The organism is Coleofasciculus sp. E1-EBD-02 (assembly GCF_040218245.1).
Lineage (GTDB): Bacteria > Cyanobacteriota > Cyanobacteriia > Cyanobacteriales > Coleofasciculaceae > Coleofasciculus.
The window spans coordinates 1-17,373 of the sequence record NZ_JAVJQN010000137.1 but is presented as its reverse complement, the minus strand read 5'-3'; the positions used below and the strand labels follow the sequence as shown (position 1 = coordinate 17,373).

The 17,373-nt window shown below is 45.6% G+C and carries 18 protein-coding genes and 1 pseudogene; 15 read left to right on the top strand and 4 right to left on the bottom strand.

Going from position 1 to position 17,373, the window contains the following annotated elements; genetic code table 11:
* Nucleotides 1-3: 3 nt before the first annotated feature.
* From RIC07_RS22075 to RIC07_RS22050, 6 genes are all read left to right on the top strand, one after another.
* Nucleotides 4-660 carry a Uma2 family endonuclease gene (locus RIC07_RS22075; RefSeq protein WP_446396403.1) on the top strand — a complete coding sequence of 219 codons (657 nt, stop codon included), beginning with the start codon at nt 4-6 and terminating at the stop codon, nt 658-660.
* Nucleotides 661-870: 210 nt separating this feature from the next.
* A complete protein-coding gene (locus RIC07_RS22070; RefSeq protein ID WP_446396402.1) occupies nt 871-1,842 on the top strand; it encodes an NAD-dependent epimerase/dehydratase family protein in 972 nt (323 codons plus the stop codon).
* Nucleotides 1,843-2,293: 451 nt separating this feature from the next.
* A complete protein-coding gene (locus RIC07_RS22065) occupies nt 2,294-3,313 on the top strand; it encodes a sirohydrochlorin chelatase (protein ID WP_446396401.1) in 1,020 nt (339 codons plus the stop codon).
* Between the two features lie 375 nt (nt 3,314-3,688).
* Nucleotides 3,689-3,952 carry a regulatory protein SipA gene (sipA, locus tag RIC07_RS22060; RefSeq protein ID WP_446396400.1) on the top strand — a complete coding sequence of 88 codons (264 nt, stop codon included), beginning with the start codon at nt 3,689-3,691 and terminating at the stop codon, nt 3,950-3,952.
* A 191-nt stretch (nt 3,953-4,143) separates the two neighbouring features.
* A complete protein-coding gene (locus RIC07_RS22055) occupies nt 4,144-5,235 on the top strand; it encodes an MraY family glycosyltransferase (protein WP_446396399.1) in 1,092 nt (363 codons plus the stop codon).
* A 948-nt stretch (nt 5,236-6,183) separates the two neighbouring features.
* Nucleotides 6,184-7,710, top strand: coding sequence for a diguanylate cyclase (locus RIC07_RS22050; protein ID WP_446396398.1), 1,527 nt, complete (start codon nt 6,184-6,186; stop codon nt 7,708-7,710).
* Between the two features lie 389 nt (nt 7,711-8,099).
* On the opposite strand, the gene RIC07_RS22045 is transcribed toward RIC07_RS22050, so the two are convergent.
* Both RIC07_RS22045 and RIC07_RS22040 read right to left on the bottom strand, forming a co-directional pair.
* Nucleotides 8,100-8,507, bottom strand: coding sequence for a hypothetical protein (locus RIC07_RS22045; RefSeq protein ID WP_446396397.1), 408 nt, complete (start codon nt 8,505-8,507; stop codon nt 8,100-8,102).
* A gap of 172 nt (nt 8,508-8,679) precedes the next feature.
* Nucleotides 8,680-10,218 carry a hypothetical protein gene (locus RIC07_RS22040; protein WP_446396396.1) on the bottom strand — a complete coding sequence of 513 codons (1,539 nt, stop codon included), beginning with the start codon at nt 10,216-10,218 and terminating at the stop codon, nt 8,680-8,682.
* A 462-nt stretch (nt 10,219-10,680) separates the two neighbouring features.
* Between RIC07_RS22040 and RIC07_RS22035 the strand changes: the two genes are divergently transcribed.
* From RIC07_RS22035 to RIC07_RS22000, 8 genes and pseudogenes are all read left to right on the top strand, one after another.
* Nucleotides 10,681-11,781, top strand: a complete 1,101-nt coding sequence (locus RIC07_RS22035; RefSeq protein ID WP_446396395.1) for a glycosyl transferase — start codon at nt 10,681-10,683, stop codon at nt 11,779-11,781.
* A gap of 1 nt (nt 11,782) precedes the next feature.
* Entirely contained in the window at nt 11,783-12,604 is an 822-nt protein-coding gene (locus tag RIC07_RS22030; protein ID WP_446396394.1) for a hypothetical protein, read from the top strand.
* A gap of 11 nt (nt 12,605-12,615) precedes the next feature.
* Nucleotides 12,616-13,242 (top strand): hypothetical protein, encoded by a 627-nt coding sequence (locus RIC07_RS22025; protein ID WP_446396393.1) that lies wholly within the window; start codon nt 12,616-12,618, stop codon nt 13,240-13,242.
* A gap of 46 nt (nt 13,243-13,288) precedes the next feature.
* Nucleotides 13,289-13,705, top strand: coding sequence for a secondary thiamine-phosphate synthase enzyme YjbQ (locus tag RIC07_RS22020; RefSeq protein ID WP_446396392.1), 417 nt, complete (start codon nt 13,289-13,291; stop codon nt 13,703-13,705).
* Between the two features lie 111 nt (nt 13,706-13,816).
* Nucleotides 13,817-14,455, top strand: a pseudogene (locus RIC07_RS22015) (TIR domain-containing protein); the annotation flags it as partial.
* Between the two features lie 537 nt (nt 14,456-14,992).
* Entirely contained in the window at nt 14,993-15,115 is a 123-nt protein-coding gene (locus tag RIC07_RS22010) for a hypothetical protein (RefSeq protein WP_446396391.1), read from the top strand.
* A 293-nt stretch (nt 15,116-15,408) separates the two neighbouring features.
* A complete protein-coding gene (locus RIC07_RS22005; RefSeq protein ID WP_446396390.1) occupies nt 15,409-15,783 on the top strand; it encodes a DUF433 domain-containing protein in 375 nt (124 codons plus the stop codon).
* Nucleotides 15,780-16,172, top strand: a complete 393-nt coding sequence (locus tag RIC07_RS22000; protein ID WP_446396389.1) for an ACP S-malonyltransferase — start codon at nt 15,780-15,782, stop codon at nt 16,170-16,172. Before RIC07_RS22005 ends, RIC07_RS22000 begins: the two co-directional genes overlap by 4 nt.
* A gap of 18 nt (nt 16,173-16,190) precedes the next feature.
* Here the strand turns inward: RIC07_RS22000 and RIC07_RS21995 are convergent, their stop codons facing one another.
* Together RIC07_RS21995 and RIC07_RS21990 are read right to left on the bottom strand one after the other, a co-directional pair.
* Entirely contained in the window at nt 16,191-16,532 is a 342-nt protein-coding gene (locus tag RIC07_RS21995; RefSeq protein WP_446396388.1) for an element excision factor XisI family protein, read from the bottom strand.
* 84 nt (nt 16,533-16,616) lie between these two features.
* Complete coding sequence (locus tag RIC07_RS21990) at nt 16,617-16,862, bottom strand: helix-turn-helix domain-containing protein (RefSeq protein WP_446396387.1); 246 nt, start codon at nt 16,860-16,862, stop codon at nt 16,617-16,619.
* Between the two features lie 139 nt (nt 16,863-17,001).
* Between RIC07_RS21990 and RIC07_RS21985 the strand changes: the two genes are divergently transcribed.
* The gene (locus tag RIC07_RS21985) at nt 17,002-17,241 is read left to right on the top strand and encodes a hypothetical protein (RefSeq protein ID WP_446396386.1); all 240 of its coding nucleotides are present in this window, start codon (nt 17,002-17,004) and stop codon (nt 17,239-17,241) included.
* Nucleotides 17,242-17,373: the final 132 nt, after the last annotated feature.

The following is a 17,373-nucleotide window of genomic DNA, read 5'->3' as shown; positions in this document are numbered from 1 at the left end:
ACTATGACAACAGCAACACCAACGCCTCAATCCCAGAAAAGGGGCGCTGAACCAGTCGTTACCTTAAAAGGCGTTAGCTGGCAAACCTTTAAGACATTACTGGCGGAAATTGGCGAAGACCGAGCCTGTAGAATGGCTTATTCTCAGGGAGTATTAGAAATTAGAATGCCACTGGAAGACCATGAAGTTCCGAAAGGGATGCTCGAAAGCTTTATAGAAGCCGTCGCCGATGAGTTAGAAATAGAAGTTAAGAAAGTTGGTGCATTGAGCTTGAAGCGCGAAGACTTAACTCGTTTTATTGAGCCGGATACCTGTTTCTATATCCAAAATGAATCACGAGTCAGAGGTAGACGAATTAATCTGGAAATTGACCCACCGCCTGATTTAGCGATTGAGTCGGATTATACCAGTTCCTCTGTTGATAAACAATCTATTTATGCGGCTCTGGGTGTTCCGGAATTGTGGAGGTATACTCGTCAAACTCTCCAGGTTTATCAATTAGTTGAAGGAGAATATGAACCGAGACAACAAAGCATCACGTTTCCCTTTTTACCCGTAACCGAGATTCCCAGTTTTATTGAACAAAGTAATATTCAGGGACAGCGAACAGCCGTGCGGTTGTTTCGCCAACGAATTCGAGAACTTTTACAGAATCAATAGAAAATCAGCCCAGAGTTCAAACTCCGGGCTAAGAGCTTAAACCCGTTGAAACGGGTTCAAAGACTTCCTCAGTAAGCTTTAGCTTACTTTAGCTTTCAGCCGGAAATTTATTTCCTGGCTATGCTTATCTAGTCAGCTTTAGCTGACTTAAGCTTTTGGTTCCTTGGGTTTGAATCAAAGGCTGGTTAACACTAAAAGCCAGGAGGTGTGATGAAAGCCCTAGTCACCGGAGCCAACGGATTTACCGGTTCTCATTTAGTTAAAGCCTTAGAACAACGGGGGGATAGCGTTGTCGGTTTCGTCCGCAAGTCTAGCAACCTTCAGCGTCTCTCGGATTGCCAAGTCAAACTGGTTTACGGCGATATTACCGATCGCGACGCCCTAAAAACAGCCATGACTGGTGTAGACTGGGTATTTCACACCGCCGCCTATGTGGAATTAGGACTCGTCGATGCCAAAGAAATGGAACGGGTGAATGTTGAGGGAACTCGCGCTGTTTTAGAGGTGGCTCAAGCGGTTGGTGTAGCCAAACTCGTCTACTGTAGCACCATTGGCGTGTTTGGTGACACTAAAGGTCAAGTGGTGAATGAAACCTTTCAACGCCAACAAACCGACTTTTCCGGGGCTTATGACAGCACCAAATACCAAGCCCAACAAATTGTAGACCAATTTGCCGCCCAAGGATTACCCGTGGTGAGTATCCTCCCGTCTGGTATCTTTGGTGCAGATGACCCCCATTTTGGTCCCGTACTCAAGCAATTTCTCAAAGGCGGCTTAAAGGTATGGGCGGGGGGCGATCGCATTACGGGGATTGTTCACGTTGATGACTTAGCTAACGCCATGATTCTGGCAGCCCAAAAGGGTCAACCGGGCGAGAAATATATCATTTCGGCGGGCGATCTGTCCACCCGTGAGATGTTCACCCTTCTCAGTCAAGACACTGGGATTCCGGTTCCGGCGGAAGCCCCCAAACCCTTGGTGAGACTCGCCGGAAACATCCTTGACCCCATCGGACGCCTGTTGAATTGGCAACCGCCCCTGAGTCGGGAACGGGTGCATTACGTCTATGATCGGTGCGTGCGCGTCGATGCAACGAAAGCGCGTCAAGACTTAGGCTGGAATCCGCGATCGGTATCCCAAACCCTCAGTGAGATTGTCAGGATAATGAACACCCAATCCTAGATGGGTAAATGGGTAGTGGCGTGGCACACTTAATTAGATAGATTAGCTTGGGTTCGTAGTAAGGGCTAAAGCCCTAGATTCCGTTGGGTTGAGCGAAGTCGAAACCCAACCGACAACCTGTTCCACCATTTTAGCTGTGCCACGCCACTACAACTACAAGCTAGGGAAAAACCCCCTACCCTGGATTTTGACTTGTTGCCGAATCGGATAAGATATCAAGGCACAATTGAATGGCAACAACCTAGGGAAACTCCGGTGTAAGTCCGGGGCTGTGCGGCAACTGTCAAGGTTGAAATGTCACGCTCTTTCAGGTTTGTCGTCGATGCTTCAGTGTTTATGGCGAAGACAGCGCAACGACGAACCTCGCTGACATTTCGCCTAAGCCAGAATACCTAGCTGTTGCTTATCCACTCTATATTTCCGCCTCGCACGGGAAGGGAGCTTAATTTTAATGCCGACTGTAGACACGACTCATTTCACTCCAGATTCACTTTCTTTGCCACCACTCCCCCTTAACCGCCCCCTATTAATGGTTGGTCACGGTAGCCGCGATATGCAGGGGCGTCAGGGGTTTTTGGATTTTGCCCAGGCTTACCAAGGGTTAGACTCGTCTCGCCCGGTTGTTCCGTGTTTTCTGGAATTAACCACTCCCAGTATTCAGGAGGGCGTAGACCAATGTGTAGCACAAGGGTATACAGAATTCTCCGTCCTGCCGATTTTGCTGTTTGCAGCGCGACATAATAAATTTGATGTCACCAACGAGTTAGACCGCGCTAAAGCCAGACATCCGCAAATCCGATTCTATTATGGGCGTCATTTTGGCATTACTCCGGCAATTCTGGAGTTATGGCATCGGCGACTGGCTGAACTGGATCAACCATCAGAGAACAGTTCAATGTCCTCAATTCCCAGAAGTGAAACGGTTCTTCTAGTTGTTGGTCGCGGTTCTAGTGATCCCGATGCTAATGGTGATGTCTACAAATTAGCGCGTCTGCTCTGGGAAGGCAGTGGCTATAAAACGGTTGAAATCTGCTTTATTGGGATTACTCATCCCCGGTTAGAGGAAGGATTCAATCGCGCTCGACTTTTCCAGCCTAAGCGGATTATCGTTCTGCCTTACTTCCTGTTTACCGGGGTGCTGGTGAAAAAAATATTTGACATCACAGCGCAGCAGCAGGAGCAATATCCGGATATTACGATGACCTGTTTACCCGAAATGGGTATTCAACCGGAATTACTCTCGGTATTGCGGGAACGAGAAATTGAGACGCAATTGGGACAGGTGCAGATGAATTGTGAATTGTGTAAGTTCCGATTAGCGGCAGTGGGGGATAATACGGGTCACACTCATGATCATGATCACGGTCATCACCATGATCATCACCACCATAGTCATAATCACTCGGAGCATCCTCCTGATCCTTACGCTGATCCGGAAGCTTACCATCAGCGCATTTGGCAAGTTCCTTAATTGGTCATTCGTCATTTGTCATTTGTCATTTGTCATTGGTTGTTCAGTGACACCAGTGGTTGATACTGCTGGCGAATTTAACATTCTGCCCTAGAATGACCGAAATACGTTAGAGCGGCTAACGATTTTATTGGATTTCACGCTATGCCAGTAACATTCGCCAGCAAAGTCCAAGCTTGGGAGAGGGGCTGGGGGTGAGGGGTTGAGCTTAAGTTGACACGGATGGGAGGCGGGTCGCCCCTACACAAGAAAGACGGAGGTTTGTTTAATTGATCAGGGGCGCGATCACCAGAAGGTATCTTAAGATTTATTACCCGTGTGGCAAGATCTCGTCATAAGCTAGGAACTAATCAGCAGTGACCCATACCGAGTAATATGTCCGAAGACTTTAAAGTTGGCGATCGCGTTCGCCTAATTGCCCTACCCCGCTATGTTAAAACAGCCGAACCTATGCCGATGCTGCGACCCCCGGATGTGATTAGCATTGGTGAAGAAGGGGTGATCCTTGATCGGCGTCCCGGCGGATTTTGGGGAGTTCGCTTTTCTAAGGGCGCTTTTTTACTGGATAGTCAATACCTTGAGACAGTAGAGAGTCATCAGCATTCTGATCCCCATCCGCCCTCATCCTCTCCCGAATAATCGGCTCACAGCCTTCTGCCTTCTACCCTGGAGCCTTGTTAACCTGAATTTAGTATGAGCTACAACAACCCGGATCAATACAATGGTGTCCGGTAAGTACTACTACACCGAATCAATATCCAAAATTGTGGTAGCACTTTGCCGAATTGATTCCTGTACAGTTGAGAATAATAATTATTGGCAGTCTGAGCGTGAAGTGGGAGATAGATTTGTACAGCTTCCTAGAGTCTCTCGGCATTGCCAACCCTAGTGGCAGTGGCTGGCTAGCAGTTATATTCACCTTCGGGTTAGCTTGGGGGGTAACGTGGTGTTTGATTCCAGCAGTACGCTCATTTGCTCTGCAAGTGGGTTGGGCGGATCAACCAAATGCCCGACGACTCAATCAAGAACCCCTACCTAACGCGGGTGGATTGGCAATTTATGCGGGTGTCATAGCGGCGCTAGTCCTAGCTACTCTATTAAGACCCATTGTCATCGAAGGCGTCTTAGCCCAAGTGCTGACGATTTTGCTCGGTGGTTCAATCCTCGTCCTCGTGGGCTTTATCGATGACCAATTTGGTCTACCTGCGTATGTACGCCTGTTTAGTCAAACCCTTACCGCCCTCTTGCTGATTGCCAGCGATATCCGCATCGAAACGCCTTTTGGCACTCCCATCGACCCGATATTCTCCATTGTGTTGACCTGGTTGTGGGTTGTGGGAATTACCAATGCGATTAATTTAATGGATGGAATGGATGGTTTGGCGGGTGGGATCAGCTTCATTACCGCCATGAGTTTGTTGGCAGTTTCGGCACAGTTTGAAACTAGAGCCGCCGCCACCTTACTTTTGGCAGCCTTAGGAGGTGCTGCACTGGGATTTTTACGACACAACTTCTATCCCTCCCGGATCATTATGGGAGATGCGGGGGCTTACTTTTTTGGCTATGTGCTAGCCGCAACCAGTATTTTAGGTAACCTGAAAGTGACGACGGTATTTGCTCTAGTACCGCCCGCATTCTTTTTATTATTGCCTGTGCTAGATACGACTCAGGTATTTGTTCGGCGACTCATGGCGGGAAAAAATCCCCTGAAAACTCCAGGCAAAGATCACTTACATCACCGCTTACTAGCTTGGGGTTTTTCTCAACGTCATGCGGCTTTTACCCTGTGGGGGATAACGTTGGCATGTAACGGATTGGCGATGAAACTGCAAGGGATGACTTCAATGGTGATTATTGTTACAAGTGGTAGTATAATTATTCTTCTAAGTTTTACCCTTTGGCAAAGACTACAGGCGAAATAAAAAGGCTAATACAGCTTTCCAGAACGTCAAAAGTCAAATGCCAAACGCTATAGGGGTCGATTGGGGTGCATTAGTATTAACTTAAGCGGAAAGGCAATCATGCAGGAATGTATAGGCTATGTCTATGGAAGGTTGTCTGACGAGTGCAGGGGCATTGGTGTCAACTTAGAGCGAAAAGCTCGGTTGAGCAAGGGTGTCGGGTGTCGGGTGTCGGGTGTCGGGTGTCAGGATGGAATTGTCTGTTGGAGGCAAAAAAACCTCACACCTACCACCATTCACCTCACCTATTCATCCACAATGTTTTTTTCAAACAGGCTCCGTTTAATACATAGCTCCCCAAAATTGCTCGCTTTCCCCCACACCCCATACCCCACACCCAGTATCCTATCGTGGGTAATGTGGCTTAAGTTGACACCCATGGTGCAGGGGGCGGGGAAATTACCCTCGTTGCGGAATTTATCACTGTCGCCCTAAAGGTTAGGGCAGATTGAATAACTGAAACAACTACGTACCAGTAATAACCTTCTGCCTTTTGCGATAAGTTCGATACTTCGATTATTGAACTGATGTGATTAGGGGAGCATCTACCTAAAGAGACAGAAATTAGCGCAGTCAATTCAACCCAAAGATAGGAGAAAAATTATTATATATGAGTCATTGACTCAGCGAGTTGGCATTCAGGCTGCCGATAATGATTTAGGTCAGGTAAATTGTATATAACCTGGCACTATATTACTGAAATACGTCTTCGCGTATACCGAATTTATTTCTTAAGTTAGTAATAATTCACAAGAGTCGGATGTTAATCTGAAACTTGAAAACTAGGATATCGCCTAAGACTATTAAGTTCATGGTTCCAGATTCATAATCCAGGATCGATAAAATATAACTGTATTTATAATTTAAGCTAAACTTTAGATCTAATTAATAAATCATAGGATCATAACCATGAATGGACTAAAATGCAATCAATCTGTTTTGTTGGATAGTCAAACTCTAAAAGTTCTCTTAATTGAAGATAATCGTGTAGAAGCTGAATTAATCCAAGAATTATTTTCAGCAGTAAACACTAATCAATTCACCATAACCCATGCTCAGCGTTTGAGTCAGGGGATAAAAAAATTGATAGACTTTACCTTCGACATTATTTTACTCGATCTATCTCTTCCGGATAGTCAAGGATTAAATACTGTCATTCAAGTCAAAGCAAAAGCACCCACGACTCCGATTGTTGTTTTAACCTCTCTTAATGATCAAAAGCTGGCAATTCAAGTGGTTCGTGAAGGCGCTCAAGATTATTTAATAAAGGGACAATTTGCTGGAGAAAACTTAATACGGGCTATACGCTACGCCATTGAACGGGAACGCGATCGCGAGGCAATTCGACAGCAGGCTAAACGGGAGCGGATTTTAGAGCGTATGGTTGAGCAGATCCGACGCTCATTGGATCTCGAAGAAATTTTACACACCACTGTCACCCAAGTCCGTCAATTCCTGAAAACTGATCGGGTTCTCATCTATCGCTATCAAGCAGATAAATCTCCTACTATGCTTTTAGTAGCGGCTGACTATAGCAATAGTTATCCGGAGATTCCGGCAATTCATGAACTTTTAAATTTGCCTCAGATATTGTCCTACAATGAAGAGTTTATTCAAGTTATTAACAGTAAAAACATGTCTAAGCTAAAACCAAAATTGTTCAATTTGCACAAGCAATCTGTTTTAGCGATACCTATCTGTAACAGTGAGTCTGATCTAAAAAAACCTCAGTCTCCTGTTTACCATCGATTATGGGGGATAATTATCGCTCATCATTGTACCCCTAATCGTCAATGGCAAACTTGGGAAATTGATTGTTTAAACCAGTTAGTCAAACAGGTGTCTATTGCGATTCAACAATCAGAACTTTATCAAAAAGTAAAGACAGATAACCAACATCTACAGAAACTGGTCAAAATAGACAGTTTAACCGGAATCGCCAATCGCCGCCGTTTCGATCAAGTCTTAGCCGAGGAATTAATCTGTTCTAGACGTAACTTAACTCCTCTATCCTTAATCTTGTGTGATATTGACTTTTTTAAAGCCTACAACGATACCTACGGTCATTGGGTGGGAGATAATTGTTTAAAAGAAGTTGCTGAAGCCATCTGCCAAGCGGCTCAACGACCGAGTGATTTAGTCGCTCGCTATGGTGGTGAAGAATTTGTCGTGATTCTTTCCAATACAGATAATCCAGGCGCTTTTATCGTTGCCCAAAAAATCCGCTACCAAATGGATAAACTCAAACGTCCCCATGCCAAATCTCCGATTCATCCCTGGGTAACGCTCAGTTTAGGAATCGCTACAACGACTCCATCCCATCAACTTTCGTCCAGTGAATTAGTCCAACTTGCCGATCGCGCTCTCTACAAAGCCAAAGCCTTAGGACGCGATCGCATTTTCTCCGCTAACTCTGATCCGGATTTTCAGGTTTGAACGGGGAAGCTGGGGAGGATATGGTTTTGTGTCGGGGCGGATTTTCGGTCATCCGTGTCAACTTAAGCTCAACCCCTCACCCCCAGCTCATAAGGGTAGGTTTTTTAAGATTGGGGTTGAGGTAAGACAAGGAAGACAGGTAGACCAGTAGACAAGGAAGAGTGAGAACGAAAATAGGGCGTTTCGGCTTTTAGAAGTTAGTTTAACCGAACCTAATTCTGTACGGTTTTTCCCCCTTGTCTTCTTTCCATCCTTGTCCTCCTTGTCTTGTCCCAACCATAAAATAAAAAACCTACACCTGTAAGCTCACCCCCAGCCCCTCTCCCAAGCTTGGGAGAGGGGAGCAAGAGGGGAGCAAGAGGGGAGCAAGAGAATCCGATTCCCCTTCTCTACCAAAGACGATTACGGCTGGCGTTAACTCGCGCTCCCTGAGTGCGATTGACTTCATCCAAAAATATCTCGGTTTCCTCAACTAAACGATTCAACTCTAGACAATCTGCACAAGCCGGATTCGGATTTCCCGGTTCTCTAGCAAATCGACGCGGAGCCTCTGGCTGAACTGCATTACAGCAACCCTCAGCCGCTTCTTCTAAGGCTTGATCCAGACGACGGGCATTCTCTAATATAGCTGGATCTAATTCGCCATCTTGATCAAAAATAGGTGCAGTATTATTCCAGATATTCGTTCCGGTAATATCTGATTGGTTGGGGGGTTGAGCATTGGTAGATGTGGTGATTAACCCAGTACCCATGACTAACGTTGTTATTGTCCAAACTATCCGTTGCTTTACTTTCATCCCATTCACTCCATATTCCAATTTATACAACACTCAGTCAGGGCGGGTTTTGCACAAACGTTATCATCAATGCAAAAAGAAAGTCCCTAAACCCGCCCCTACGTCAGGGCGGATTTTGCACAAACATTATCATCAATGCAAAAAGAAAGTCCCATTACCCACCCCTACATACTCAAAACTTAAACGCGAACCCTGCACCCAAAACAAATCGCGCCCCATCTCCAGCCCCCGCAATATCTCGCAATGCTGGGGTAATCACCAATGGGATATTTTTAAGGGGAGCAATAGACACACCCACACCCAAGTCTTGTCCCGTCCATTCAGCAATTAAACTCACAGGTTCAGCCACCCGCACCGCAACGTTACCAAACACATTAATCGTGCCATTATCATCCTCTACCGCCTCCTCCGTGCGAAACTGTCCATTACCGATTCCCGCTGTTATTGCCACGCGACTAAAGGGTTGATTAATATCCTCTCGTGTCCGAATAATCTTACTCACCACGCCATAAACGGAATTCTCAAAGTCATTATCATCACCCAGGTTAATCAAACCATTCCAACCCGCTGCAACTGCCCAACCTTGGGGTAAGCGACGATGCACTTTAGCGTTAAAACCACCACTGCCAAAATCTCGATTAGACCCGAAACTAGCCAGTGCGTATGAAAGTTCTACCCCCACAGACTTCTCAGCATCACCCAACCCAATCCCAATGCCTAGCGCCCCATCATCAACATCACTATAGCGGGTGCGTTCTTGATAGGTAGCGCTAACAAACCCTGTATTGCGATGAGCGCCATAAGCTGTAGGAATAACAATACTCAAAGCTGGGGAGGCACGTAAGGGTTCTTGAGTGTCTATATTTTCTAGCGATCGCAACTCTTCTTGCAAGCGGTTAACGTCCCGACAGGGTGCAGGTTGTGTCCGTTGATTGGGTGCTTGTGCCAACATCGTTTGTTGAGTCGCACTACAGGGCTTTTTCGGATTCAGGGCAACAGGTTGTCTGTTTTCCTTATCCTCCGTGTCTGCGTGATTTTCCCTGTCTATGGCAAAAGTCTTGACATCAGGATCATCTCGTGTGTATTTTTCCACTCTAGGTTGATGATTGTCCCCTGTCTGTCTAGCACTCACCACGATTGGCACAACTTGGTCGGGAGGTTCTAATTCTGGCGATGCCATCTCCAACTCAGATGCGTCTAGAGTGGGCAAGGTTAATTCAGATTCCCCGGAAAACTCCAGCCTGACTCGATTTTCCTCAATGGGAGATTGATGATGAGCGATCGGTAACTGGTGACTAGGAAATTCTTCCCGTCTTTCCATTTCCCCATTTCTGCCCTCTGCCTTCGATTCTGGCGTAAATTCCTGGACAATAATAGATTCTGGTGAGGCAACAGCTTGAGCGCTAGTTGTTGATGTTACTGATGATCCTGCCTGGGTTTCATTGGGTTCAATTGGGGTTGGGACAGCAATATCAGGCTGATAGGTTGTCTTCACTGAAGACGTTGCCCAAGCGGGATGGGAAAAACCTGGGACAGCAAATGCCGCTACGCTATAGAGGGCAAGGCTAGAAACATTCTGTAGAGATGAGTTCAGGCGGCTATTGCTTTTTTTATCTAACGTTTGCGGAACAGGTTGATGTTCCCTTGTGTAACATTTATTAGCAGGATGTAAATTTTGATAACGACCATTCGCGTTCAGTTTGGCTGTCACAGTCTTAAATCCTTCCAAGGGTGTTGTCTTGTTTTACAGAAATTGTCTTGTGGATTCAGGACAAAACTCGCCACCCCGGAAAGGTCGCCTAAACTGGGTTATTTTCTTTTCGCCAGAGATTACCCTGCCTTCTTATCAATTATGCCAATTGAATCAGATACTTATGACTTCAACCTGATTCCTCAGAGTAATTATACAGAATTATACATAATTATGAGATTTTTTAAAAGTTTATAAAATATCTTGATCATGGAAAAAATCAATAAAAAACACCGATAAAATAAATAACGGAATTCATTAAGCAAAAACATCTGTGATTTACATCTTGCCTAAGTCGCTGGGTGAAAATCAACTATATTAATTTATGTAAAGATTTTTCAACCCCTGACGAATGACCAATGACGAATGACCAATGACGATCTCCGCCTTTAACCTTAATTTTTCCCACCTCCTTAAATAAATATGCCTCGACCTACCGTATACATCGCGATCACCAACCATGGCTTTGGTCATGCGGTTCGTGCGGCTTGTGCCGCCGCCGCCATCCAAAATCTCTGTCCAGACATCCTACTAATTTTAGTAACCACAGCCCCACGTTGGTTATTGGACTCTTATATTCCCGGAGATTTTATTCATCGCCCCCGCGCCTTTGATATTGGCGTGATTCAGTCGGATAGCTTGACCATGGATAAGGCGGCGACATTGGCAAAACTCAAGCAAATTCGTGCCTCCGAAAATTCAATAATTGCCGGTGAAGTTAATTTTATCCAAACCAATCGTGTCGGACTTGTGCTAGCAGATATTCCCCCCTTAGCTGCCAAAATCGCTAAAACCGCAGGGATTCCCGGTTGGATGATGAGTAACTTCGGCTGGGATTTTATTTACCGGACGTGGGGTGGAGAATTTGTCGAGATTGCCGATTGGATTGGTGAATGTTACAGCGTCTGCGATCGCTTGTTTCGTCTCCCCTTACACGAACCGATGACAGCATTCCCCCAGATCACCGATGTAGGACTCACAGGTGGGACACCCAGTTATCCAGTCAGCCAGTTGCGGGAAAGGCTGGGTTTAACCTCACCCCCAGAGAAAACAGTATTACTCACCTTTGGTGGACTTAGTTTGCAGGCAATTCCCTACAGTACCCTGTCTCAGTTTCCCGACTGGCAATTTATCACCTTTGATCCCCATGCCCCCGATTTACCCAATTTAGTGAAAATTTTGGGTCGAGACTATCGCCCTGTGGATATGATGCCCTTGTGTGGACGAGTGGTATCTAAACCGGGATACAGTACCTTCGCCGAAGCACTACGTCTAGACATTCCCATCGTCTCCCTCACCCGCGAAGATTTTGCTGAATCTTCCTTCCTACTGGAAGGTATTCAAAATTATGCGTACCATCAAATTGTGACCCCAAAAGAATTTTTCCTAGGTCACTGGGAATTTTTACACCAATCTCTCAATCCTCCCAGACAATCCCAGCCTATCGCCAAAGATGGGGCTGACGCGATCGCGCAAGCTGTTGTCCATTATTTACAAACTCACTCATCCCGTTCTCTAACCTGACATGATAGCTACTGTGAATTCCCTGCTAGACAAAACCGCACCTACCTCGAAAACCTCAGATGCATCAGAAACGCCCAAGACAAGCAATAATCCAGAAGCCACTGAAACCCTAGACAAGCCGAAAACGCCAGAGACTACAGAGAAGACGAAGACGGCTAAAACGCCCAAGACAACCGAAACCGCAAAAAACCAGAAAGGTTCAGAACCCGCTGAAACCGTCAAACCTCCCCAACCCCCTAAAACCCCAGAGGCGACGAAGACTAAAACAGCCAAGACGACGAAAACCACCAAGACGACCAAACCCTCAGACCAGAAAAAAGAAAAAGAGAGTTCCACATCGTCTACCCTGGAATTAGCCGCTCATGATGTCCGCTTGGTCATTGATCAGCAACGGGAGCAAAGCCAAACCTTAACCACGAAGTTAAATATCTTATTTGTTACCAACGGAGCTTTGTTCACTAGCTTAACCATATCACGGTTGTTATTCTTTCCCAACGGGTTTAGCCTTGCCGAACTTTTCGGATTTCTGGTAAATTTCACTCTGCTGATCAACGCCTTCTTACCGCGCCAGTTAGCGGTTAGCCCCAATCTGGGCGATAAAAAATTTCTGGAACGCTATCTCGTCCTGTCGCCAGATGAATATCAACTACGAATGATTGTTAACCTAGTAGAGACCTATAATGCAAACAAGCAGCGATTGGAGGATGTCTCATCATCTTTACAATATTCTGCCTATGTGACCTGGGGGTTAGCCTTGGTTGTTACCTTGCATGTTGTAGGGATTTACTTCGTGCCGTTGATTGACCTGAGTAGTTTTGGCTAGGTCTTGCGATTATGACTTCTCAACACGTTCACAAAAACTCTTCTGGGAAACGGTTAAATTTACCAGAACCCGACGCAGACAACATTACGGTGTTGACGCGCAACCTGCCCAATAAGCCAATCCTACCGTGGCATCGTTATGATTCTCCTTGGCGGGACCCTCAGGTAGAACAGCTAGATGAATCGGGGGTATTAGATACCGATGAGGTAGCAGATACTGATGAGATAGACGGTTCTGAACAGGTTATGGCTGACACTCCAGAGGAATTGGAGGATGACATTGAGGATGACACAGATGAGGCAGATGAGGCAGATGAGGCAGATGAGACAGAATTGGTAGAGGTGGTTACTGAGTGCGTCGAAACATCAGTAATTAATGAATGTGATCAAGAATCAGATGAAACAGAAGCGTTGGAAACGTTAGAACAGGTAGAATCCGTCGAGATAGAATCTGAAGCACCCGACATTAACGTGGAAGACGAATATGATGAAGTAGAAAACGTAGATGAGGAAGACCCTTTAGTCGCCCACCTGTCAGAGAAATTAGGAATTGGCGATCGCGAAGACGATGAGGAGGATGCTGAAGAATTACTAGACGATGAAGACCACGAAGACCACGAACTCAAGCAACTAGGTTAGCCTTCTCGCCTAGACTTGAGAATCTATGTCCTAATTTAATGAATCGATGACCCATTACCAAAATAAATTTACGATTAAGACAACCGCAAAATCCTTTACCCGCATCACCTCAAACATCAAAGACATCGTTGAGGAGTCAGGAATTGACACCGGACTTTGTACCGTATTTTTGCGCCACACGTCAGCCAGTCTGGTGATTCAAGAAAATGCTGACCCCGATGTCCTGACGGATTTATCAAATTTCTTTGCCAAATTAGTACCAGAAGATGGCAGTTACATCCACGATACCGAAGGACCCGATGATATGCCCGCCCATATCCGGACGGCTTTAACTAAAACTTCAGAACAAATTCCCATTGGCAATGGCAGATTAGTTCTAGGAACGTGGCAAGGGATTTATATTTGGGAGCATCGCCAGCAGAGACACAATCGGGAGGTTGTGGTTCACATTTCCGGAGATTGATTTTGGCAGGGTTAAGTAGGTGGGGATTGTCCTTTGTCATTGGTCATTTGTAAGGGTTTGAGGGTTAAAGTGAGTTGGAAAATGGATCAATAGAAACGGTAATCAAGCCTGATGAGTTGGGAAGAGGTAAAACGGGCAACGGTTGCGATCGCGGCGGCTGAGGATGGTATTATCCGAGGGACGGGGTTTTTTTTCTCGTCTGACGGGTATTTTCTCACCTGCGCCCATGTGGTGGAAGCGGCTGGTGGCTGGGAACAAGTACGAGTGCAGGGGAAATCGGTATCCTTGGTGTATCTGGGAGACAGTCGCCAGGATGATTTTGCCGTCTTGCAGATAACTGGGTATCAGGGAGAAGGCGTTCCCTTGTCCCTCTCCGTTACACCCATGCATCGCTTCTTAAGTATCGGTTATGGGCGTCCAGATTTTCCAGAAGGCGCGTCCATTGATGGGGCGATTACTGATATCAATCCCCAAGCTAATTTTGGCAATTTACCCATGCTGAGGCTAGCCGCTGGACATGAACCGTTTATGGCGGGAGCCAGTATTCGTTTAGGGGAAAATTGGGCGGAACGGATTGACCAGGAATTAGAGCAATGTGATTATTTCCTCCTCTTATTATCCTCCCAATCGGCAACCAGTGAAATGGTCACAGAGGAAGTGCGACGGGCGAGGGAATTGCGGGATAGACGGGAAGAAAAGAAACCCGTGATTCTGCCGATTCGGGTCAACTTTCCCATGGATTCCGCGTTGTGATTTGTATCGGAATTATTTCCGCGATAATTTAGGAGATTAAATCATTCGTACTTCACCCTCATCCCCTAACCCCTTCTCCCATCAAGGGAGAAGGAGAACCCAGGTGTTTCATCATCAACGTAGGGTGCGTTAGGCGCTGATTTAGTATCAATCGTGAGGATTAAATTAGTTAGCGCCGTAACGCACCAATTGGGGAAGATAATAAAGGCGATCTCATTCATTTTACAATGCTATAAACATCTGGTAGGGGCGACCCGCTTGCATCAATTAAAAATGATAATCCACTTAATTAACTCGGGTCGCCCTTTCCTATTATTCAGGTGTAAACCTTGCCAATTGTCTGGACGCAATTGGTAAAATGGCGCACGTCAGAAGGGCGCACGTCTGTGCGCCCCTACGGGGGAAAAATTGTTAGGATAAAATAATTTAACGCCAGAATGCACCAATTCTGGGCGAAAATAAAGGTGGTGCGTTACGCTGCGCTAACGCACCCTACGGAATTAACGGATACATACCATTTCGGGGGATTTGAGGATGAGTACCGCATCCCATCCAGACTACAGCTATCAAGTCGGCGGGAGTCTAAAACAGGATCATCCCACTTATGTGGTGCGCCAAGCTTATCAAGGTACTGCATCAAATGGGAAATCGCGATAGAACACCAATCCAGTTATCGAAATCAATGCTATAATTCCTAAAAAAACGTAACTATTCGAGAGGAAATCATCCCTTGTTTGATCAAGGGCAGGTTTTGTTGAAATCTTATCGGTAAATACCAATATTAAACGGCTAAACCCGCCTCTACAATTTACAAATGTGCAATGGGATAAATGACGAGTTTTGTTGAGAGGTTATCGGTCAATCCCAAAATTAAACAGCTAAACCCGCTCCGATAATTGATAGATGTGCCATGGCGCATCTCTACATGAATCTAGAAAGAAGGTATAGGTATGACTCAATCATCCAATAAACAATCAGCTATCATCCGTACAGAACGGGGATTGACGATCGCAGGAACCCGGATTACTCTTTATGATGTCATGGATTATCTCACGTCAGGATGGTCTCCTCAGCTAATTCAAGACTGGCTACCCTTAACCCAAGAACAAGCTAATGCTGCATTATCCTACATTGAAACCCATCGTAGTGAAGTAGACGCTGAGTATCAAACGGTTTTACAAACAGCCCAAGAAATTCAGGACTATTGGGCAGAAAAGAATCGTCAGCGGTTGGCACGAATTGCCACTTTACCCCCAAAACCCGGACAAGAAGAGATTTATAGAAAACTCCAAGCCTGGAAAGCAAAGCTTGGGTTAACTCCATGATCATTTTAGTTGACCATAATTTAGAGGGTTACGTTGTTCTATTACAAGGAACTTTAGCCAGTGAAGGATGGCTGGATTTGTTGTCGATACGCTTTTTGTTAATGGAAGAAGCGGGATTAGCAACTGATAGCAATGACCGCGTTGTGTGGCGATATGCCCAACTGAATCAAATGATCCTTTTAACCGCCAATCGGAGAATGATAGGCGAGGATTCGTTAGAACAAACAATTCGAGAAGAAAATACACCCACATCATTACCTGTTGTAACGATTGGCACTGTTGGTCGGCTGAGTAATCGAGAATACCGAGAGCGATGTGCTGCCCGTCTTGCTGAAATCATCATGTATCCTGAAAATAGCATAGGAGTGGGACGGATCTTCATTCCATAGTGTTGTTGTGCGATCGCACTAAGCGACTCCGTAGCCTGTGTAAGGACGTTTATAACTAGGATGTAAACCGAGAATAATATCCTCTTTTGGTATACCCATTTCTACTAAATCTTGTGCCAAATCAGCTTCCGTCCTATTTCGCTGAATCCAAATTTTGCCATCTTTAATATCTATATGAATGAAACAGTTGTAGACTCTTTTTAGTCCATCCCAACCGATATCTAGAAGCTGATAGTGGTCATGTTCTTTATCAAAAATGAGTTGACACTCTATTTCTGAATCTGACTGGTTTGCATCTTCAGGGGTATGATTATTTAATAGCTTGCGAACTAATGAGCGATATTTTTCTAATTTTTCCATTCGCTGATCACCTCTTCAATAGGATCGTAGCTCCAAAGCGAATTGCTGATGATAGGAGTATGGGGGGGCAGGAGTCGCTTCTCTTCAACTATCCTCCTCCGTCTCAAGGAACTCACCCAAATACAACCGGATAAATTCTGCTGCTGCACTCGGATTAATGCGATGAAGTGCCTGTGCAATTTCCGCAACCGTTTCGGCTGTGGGATCTGTAAGTTCGTGATACCAACGGTAAACCACAGAACGTCTTACTCCCAGCGCTACCGCCAGTTTGTTCTGACTGATGTCGTAATTCTCTAGTACCTGCTTAAGGGCTTTGCCGACTCTTCCCATACTCTTAATCGTGTCAGAGCCTTACGAGCAAGTAAATGACTACATTTATATAGCCATCGTGTATGATGAGAATGACTACATAAATATAGTCATCTGGTCGCAACTCAAAATCAGGTGAACTCAAATGTAAGCGTACTTTGTGCCGAATGAGAATCAATTGCCCTCTGCTGAGGTTTCTATTCAGACTTCTACTGATCCGGTTTCTCAGAAAGAATTTATCAAGGTGATGGTGATTGGTTCCCGTAAAGGGATCAACAGCATTATCAAAACGCTGCATCGCTTACGGTTTGCCGAGGTGAGGGAATGGAGTCCACCGATTCCTTATGGTGCTTCGGGAGAAATGATGAGTCTGTTGAGGCGACAGATTATGGTGGATTGAATCCTGGGTGTGATTCGTTGGCGCGATATAGCAGAAGGCAGAGGGCAGAAGGTTTATTATTGATTAAATTGAGAGGTTATCGCTAACTATCATAGGGTACGGCAATGCCGTACCCCTACCCAATCAATTATC

Coding starts and splice junctions, on each gene's coding strand:
- RIC07_RS22050 (WP_446396398.1), top strand. CDS start 6,184: ATGAATGGACTAAAATGCAATCAATCTGTTTTGTTGGATAGTCAAACT.
- RIC07_RS22020 (WP_446396392.1), top strand. CDS start 13,289: ATGACCCATTACCAAAATAAATTTACGATTAAGACAACCGCAAAATCC.
- RIC07_RS22010 (WP_446396391.1), top strand. CDS start 14,993: ATGAGTACCGCATCCCATCCAGACTACAGCTATCAAGTCGGCGGGAGT.
- RIC07_RS22065 (WP_446396401.1), top strand. CDS start 2,294: ATGCCGACTGTAGACACGACTCATTTCACTCCAGATTCACTTTCTTTG.
- RIC07_RS22005 (WP_446396390.1), top strand. CDS start 15,409: ATGACTCAATCATCCAATAAACAATCAGCTATCATCCGTACAGAACGG.
- RIC07_RS22075 (WP_446396403.1), top strand. CDS start 4: ATGACAACAGCAACACCAACGCCTCAATCCCAGAAAAGGGGCGCTGAA.
- RIC07_RS22030 (WP_446396394.1), top strand. CDS start 11,783: ATGATAGCTACTGTGAATTCCCTGCTAGACAAAACCGCACCTACCTCG.
- sipA (WP_446396400.1), top strand. CDS start 3,689: ATGTCCGAAGACTTTAAAGTTGGCGATCGCGTTCGCCTAATTGCCCTA.
- RIC07_RS22025 (WP_446396393.1), top strand. CDS start 12,616: ATGACTTCTCAACACGTTCACAAAAACTCTTCTGGGAAACGGTTAAAT.
- RIC07_RS22035 (WP_446396395.1), top strand. CDS start 10,681: ATGCCTCGACCTACCGTATACATCGCGATCACCAACCATGGCTTTGGT.
- RIC07_RS22045 (WP_446396397.1), bottom strand. CDS start 8,507: ATGAAAGTAAAGCAACGGATAGTTTGGACAATAACAACGTTAGTCATG.
- RIC07_RS21995 (WP_446396388.1), bottom strand. CDS start 16,532: ATGGAAAAATTAGAAAAATATCGCTCATTAGTTCGCAAGCTATTAAAT.
- RIC07_RS22000 (WP_446396389.1), top strand. CDS start 15,780: ATGATCATTTTAGTTGACCATAATTTAGAGGGTTACGTTGTTCTATTA.
- RIC07_RS21990 (WP_446396387.1), bottom strand. CDS start 16,862: ATGGGAAGAGTCGGCAAAGCCCTTAAGCAGGTACTAGAGAATTACGAC.
- RIC07_RS22070 (WP_446396402.1), top strand. CDS start 871: ATGAAAGCCCTAGTCACCGGAGCCAACGGATTTACCGGTTCTCATTTA.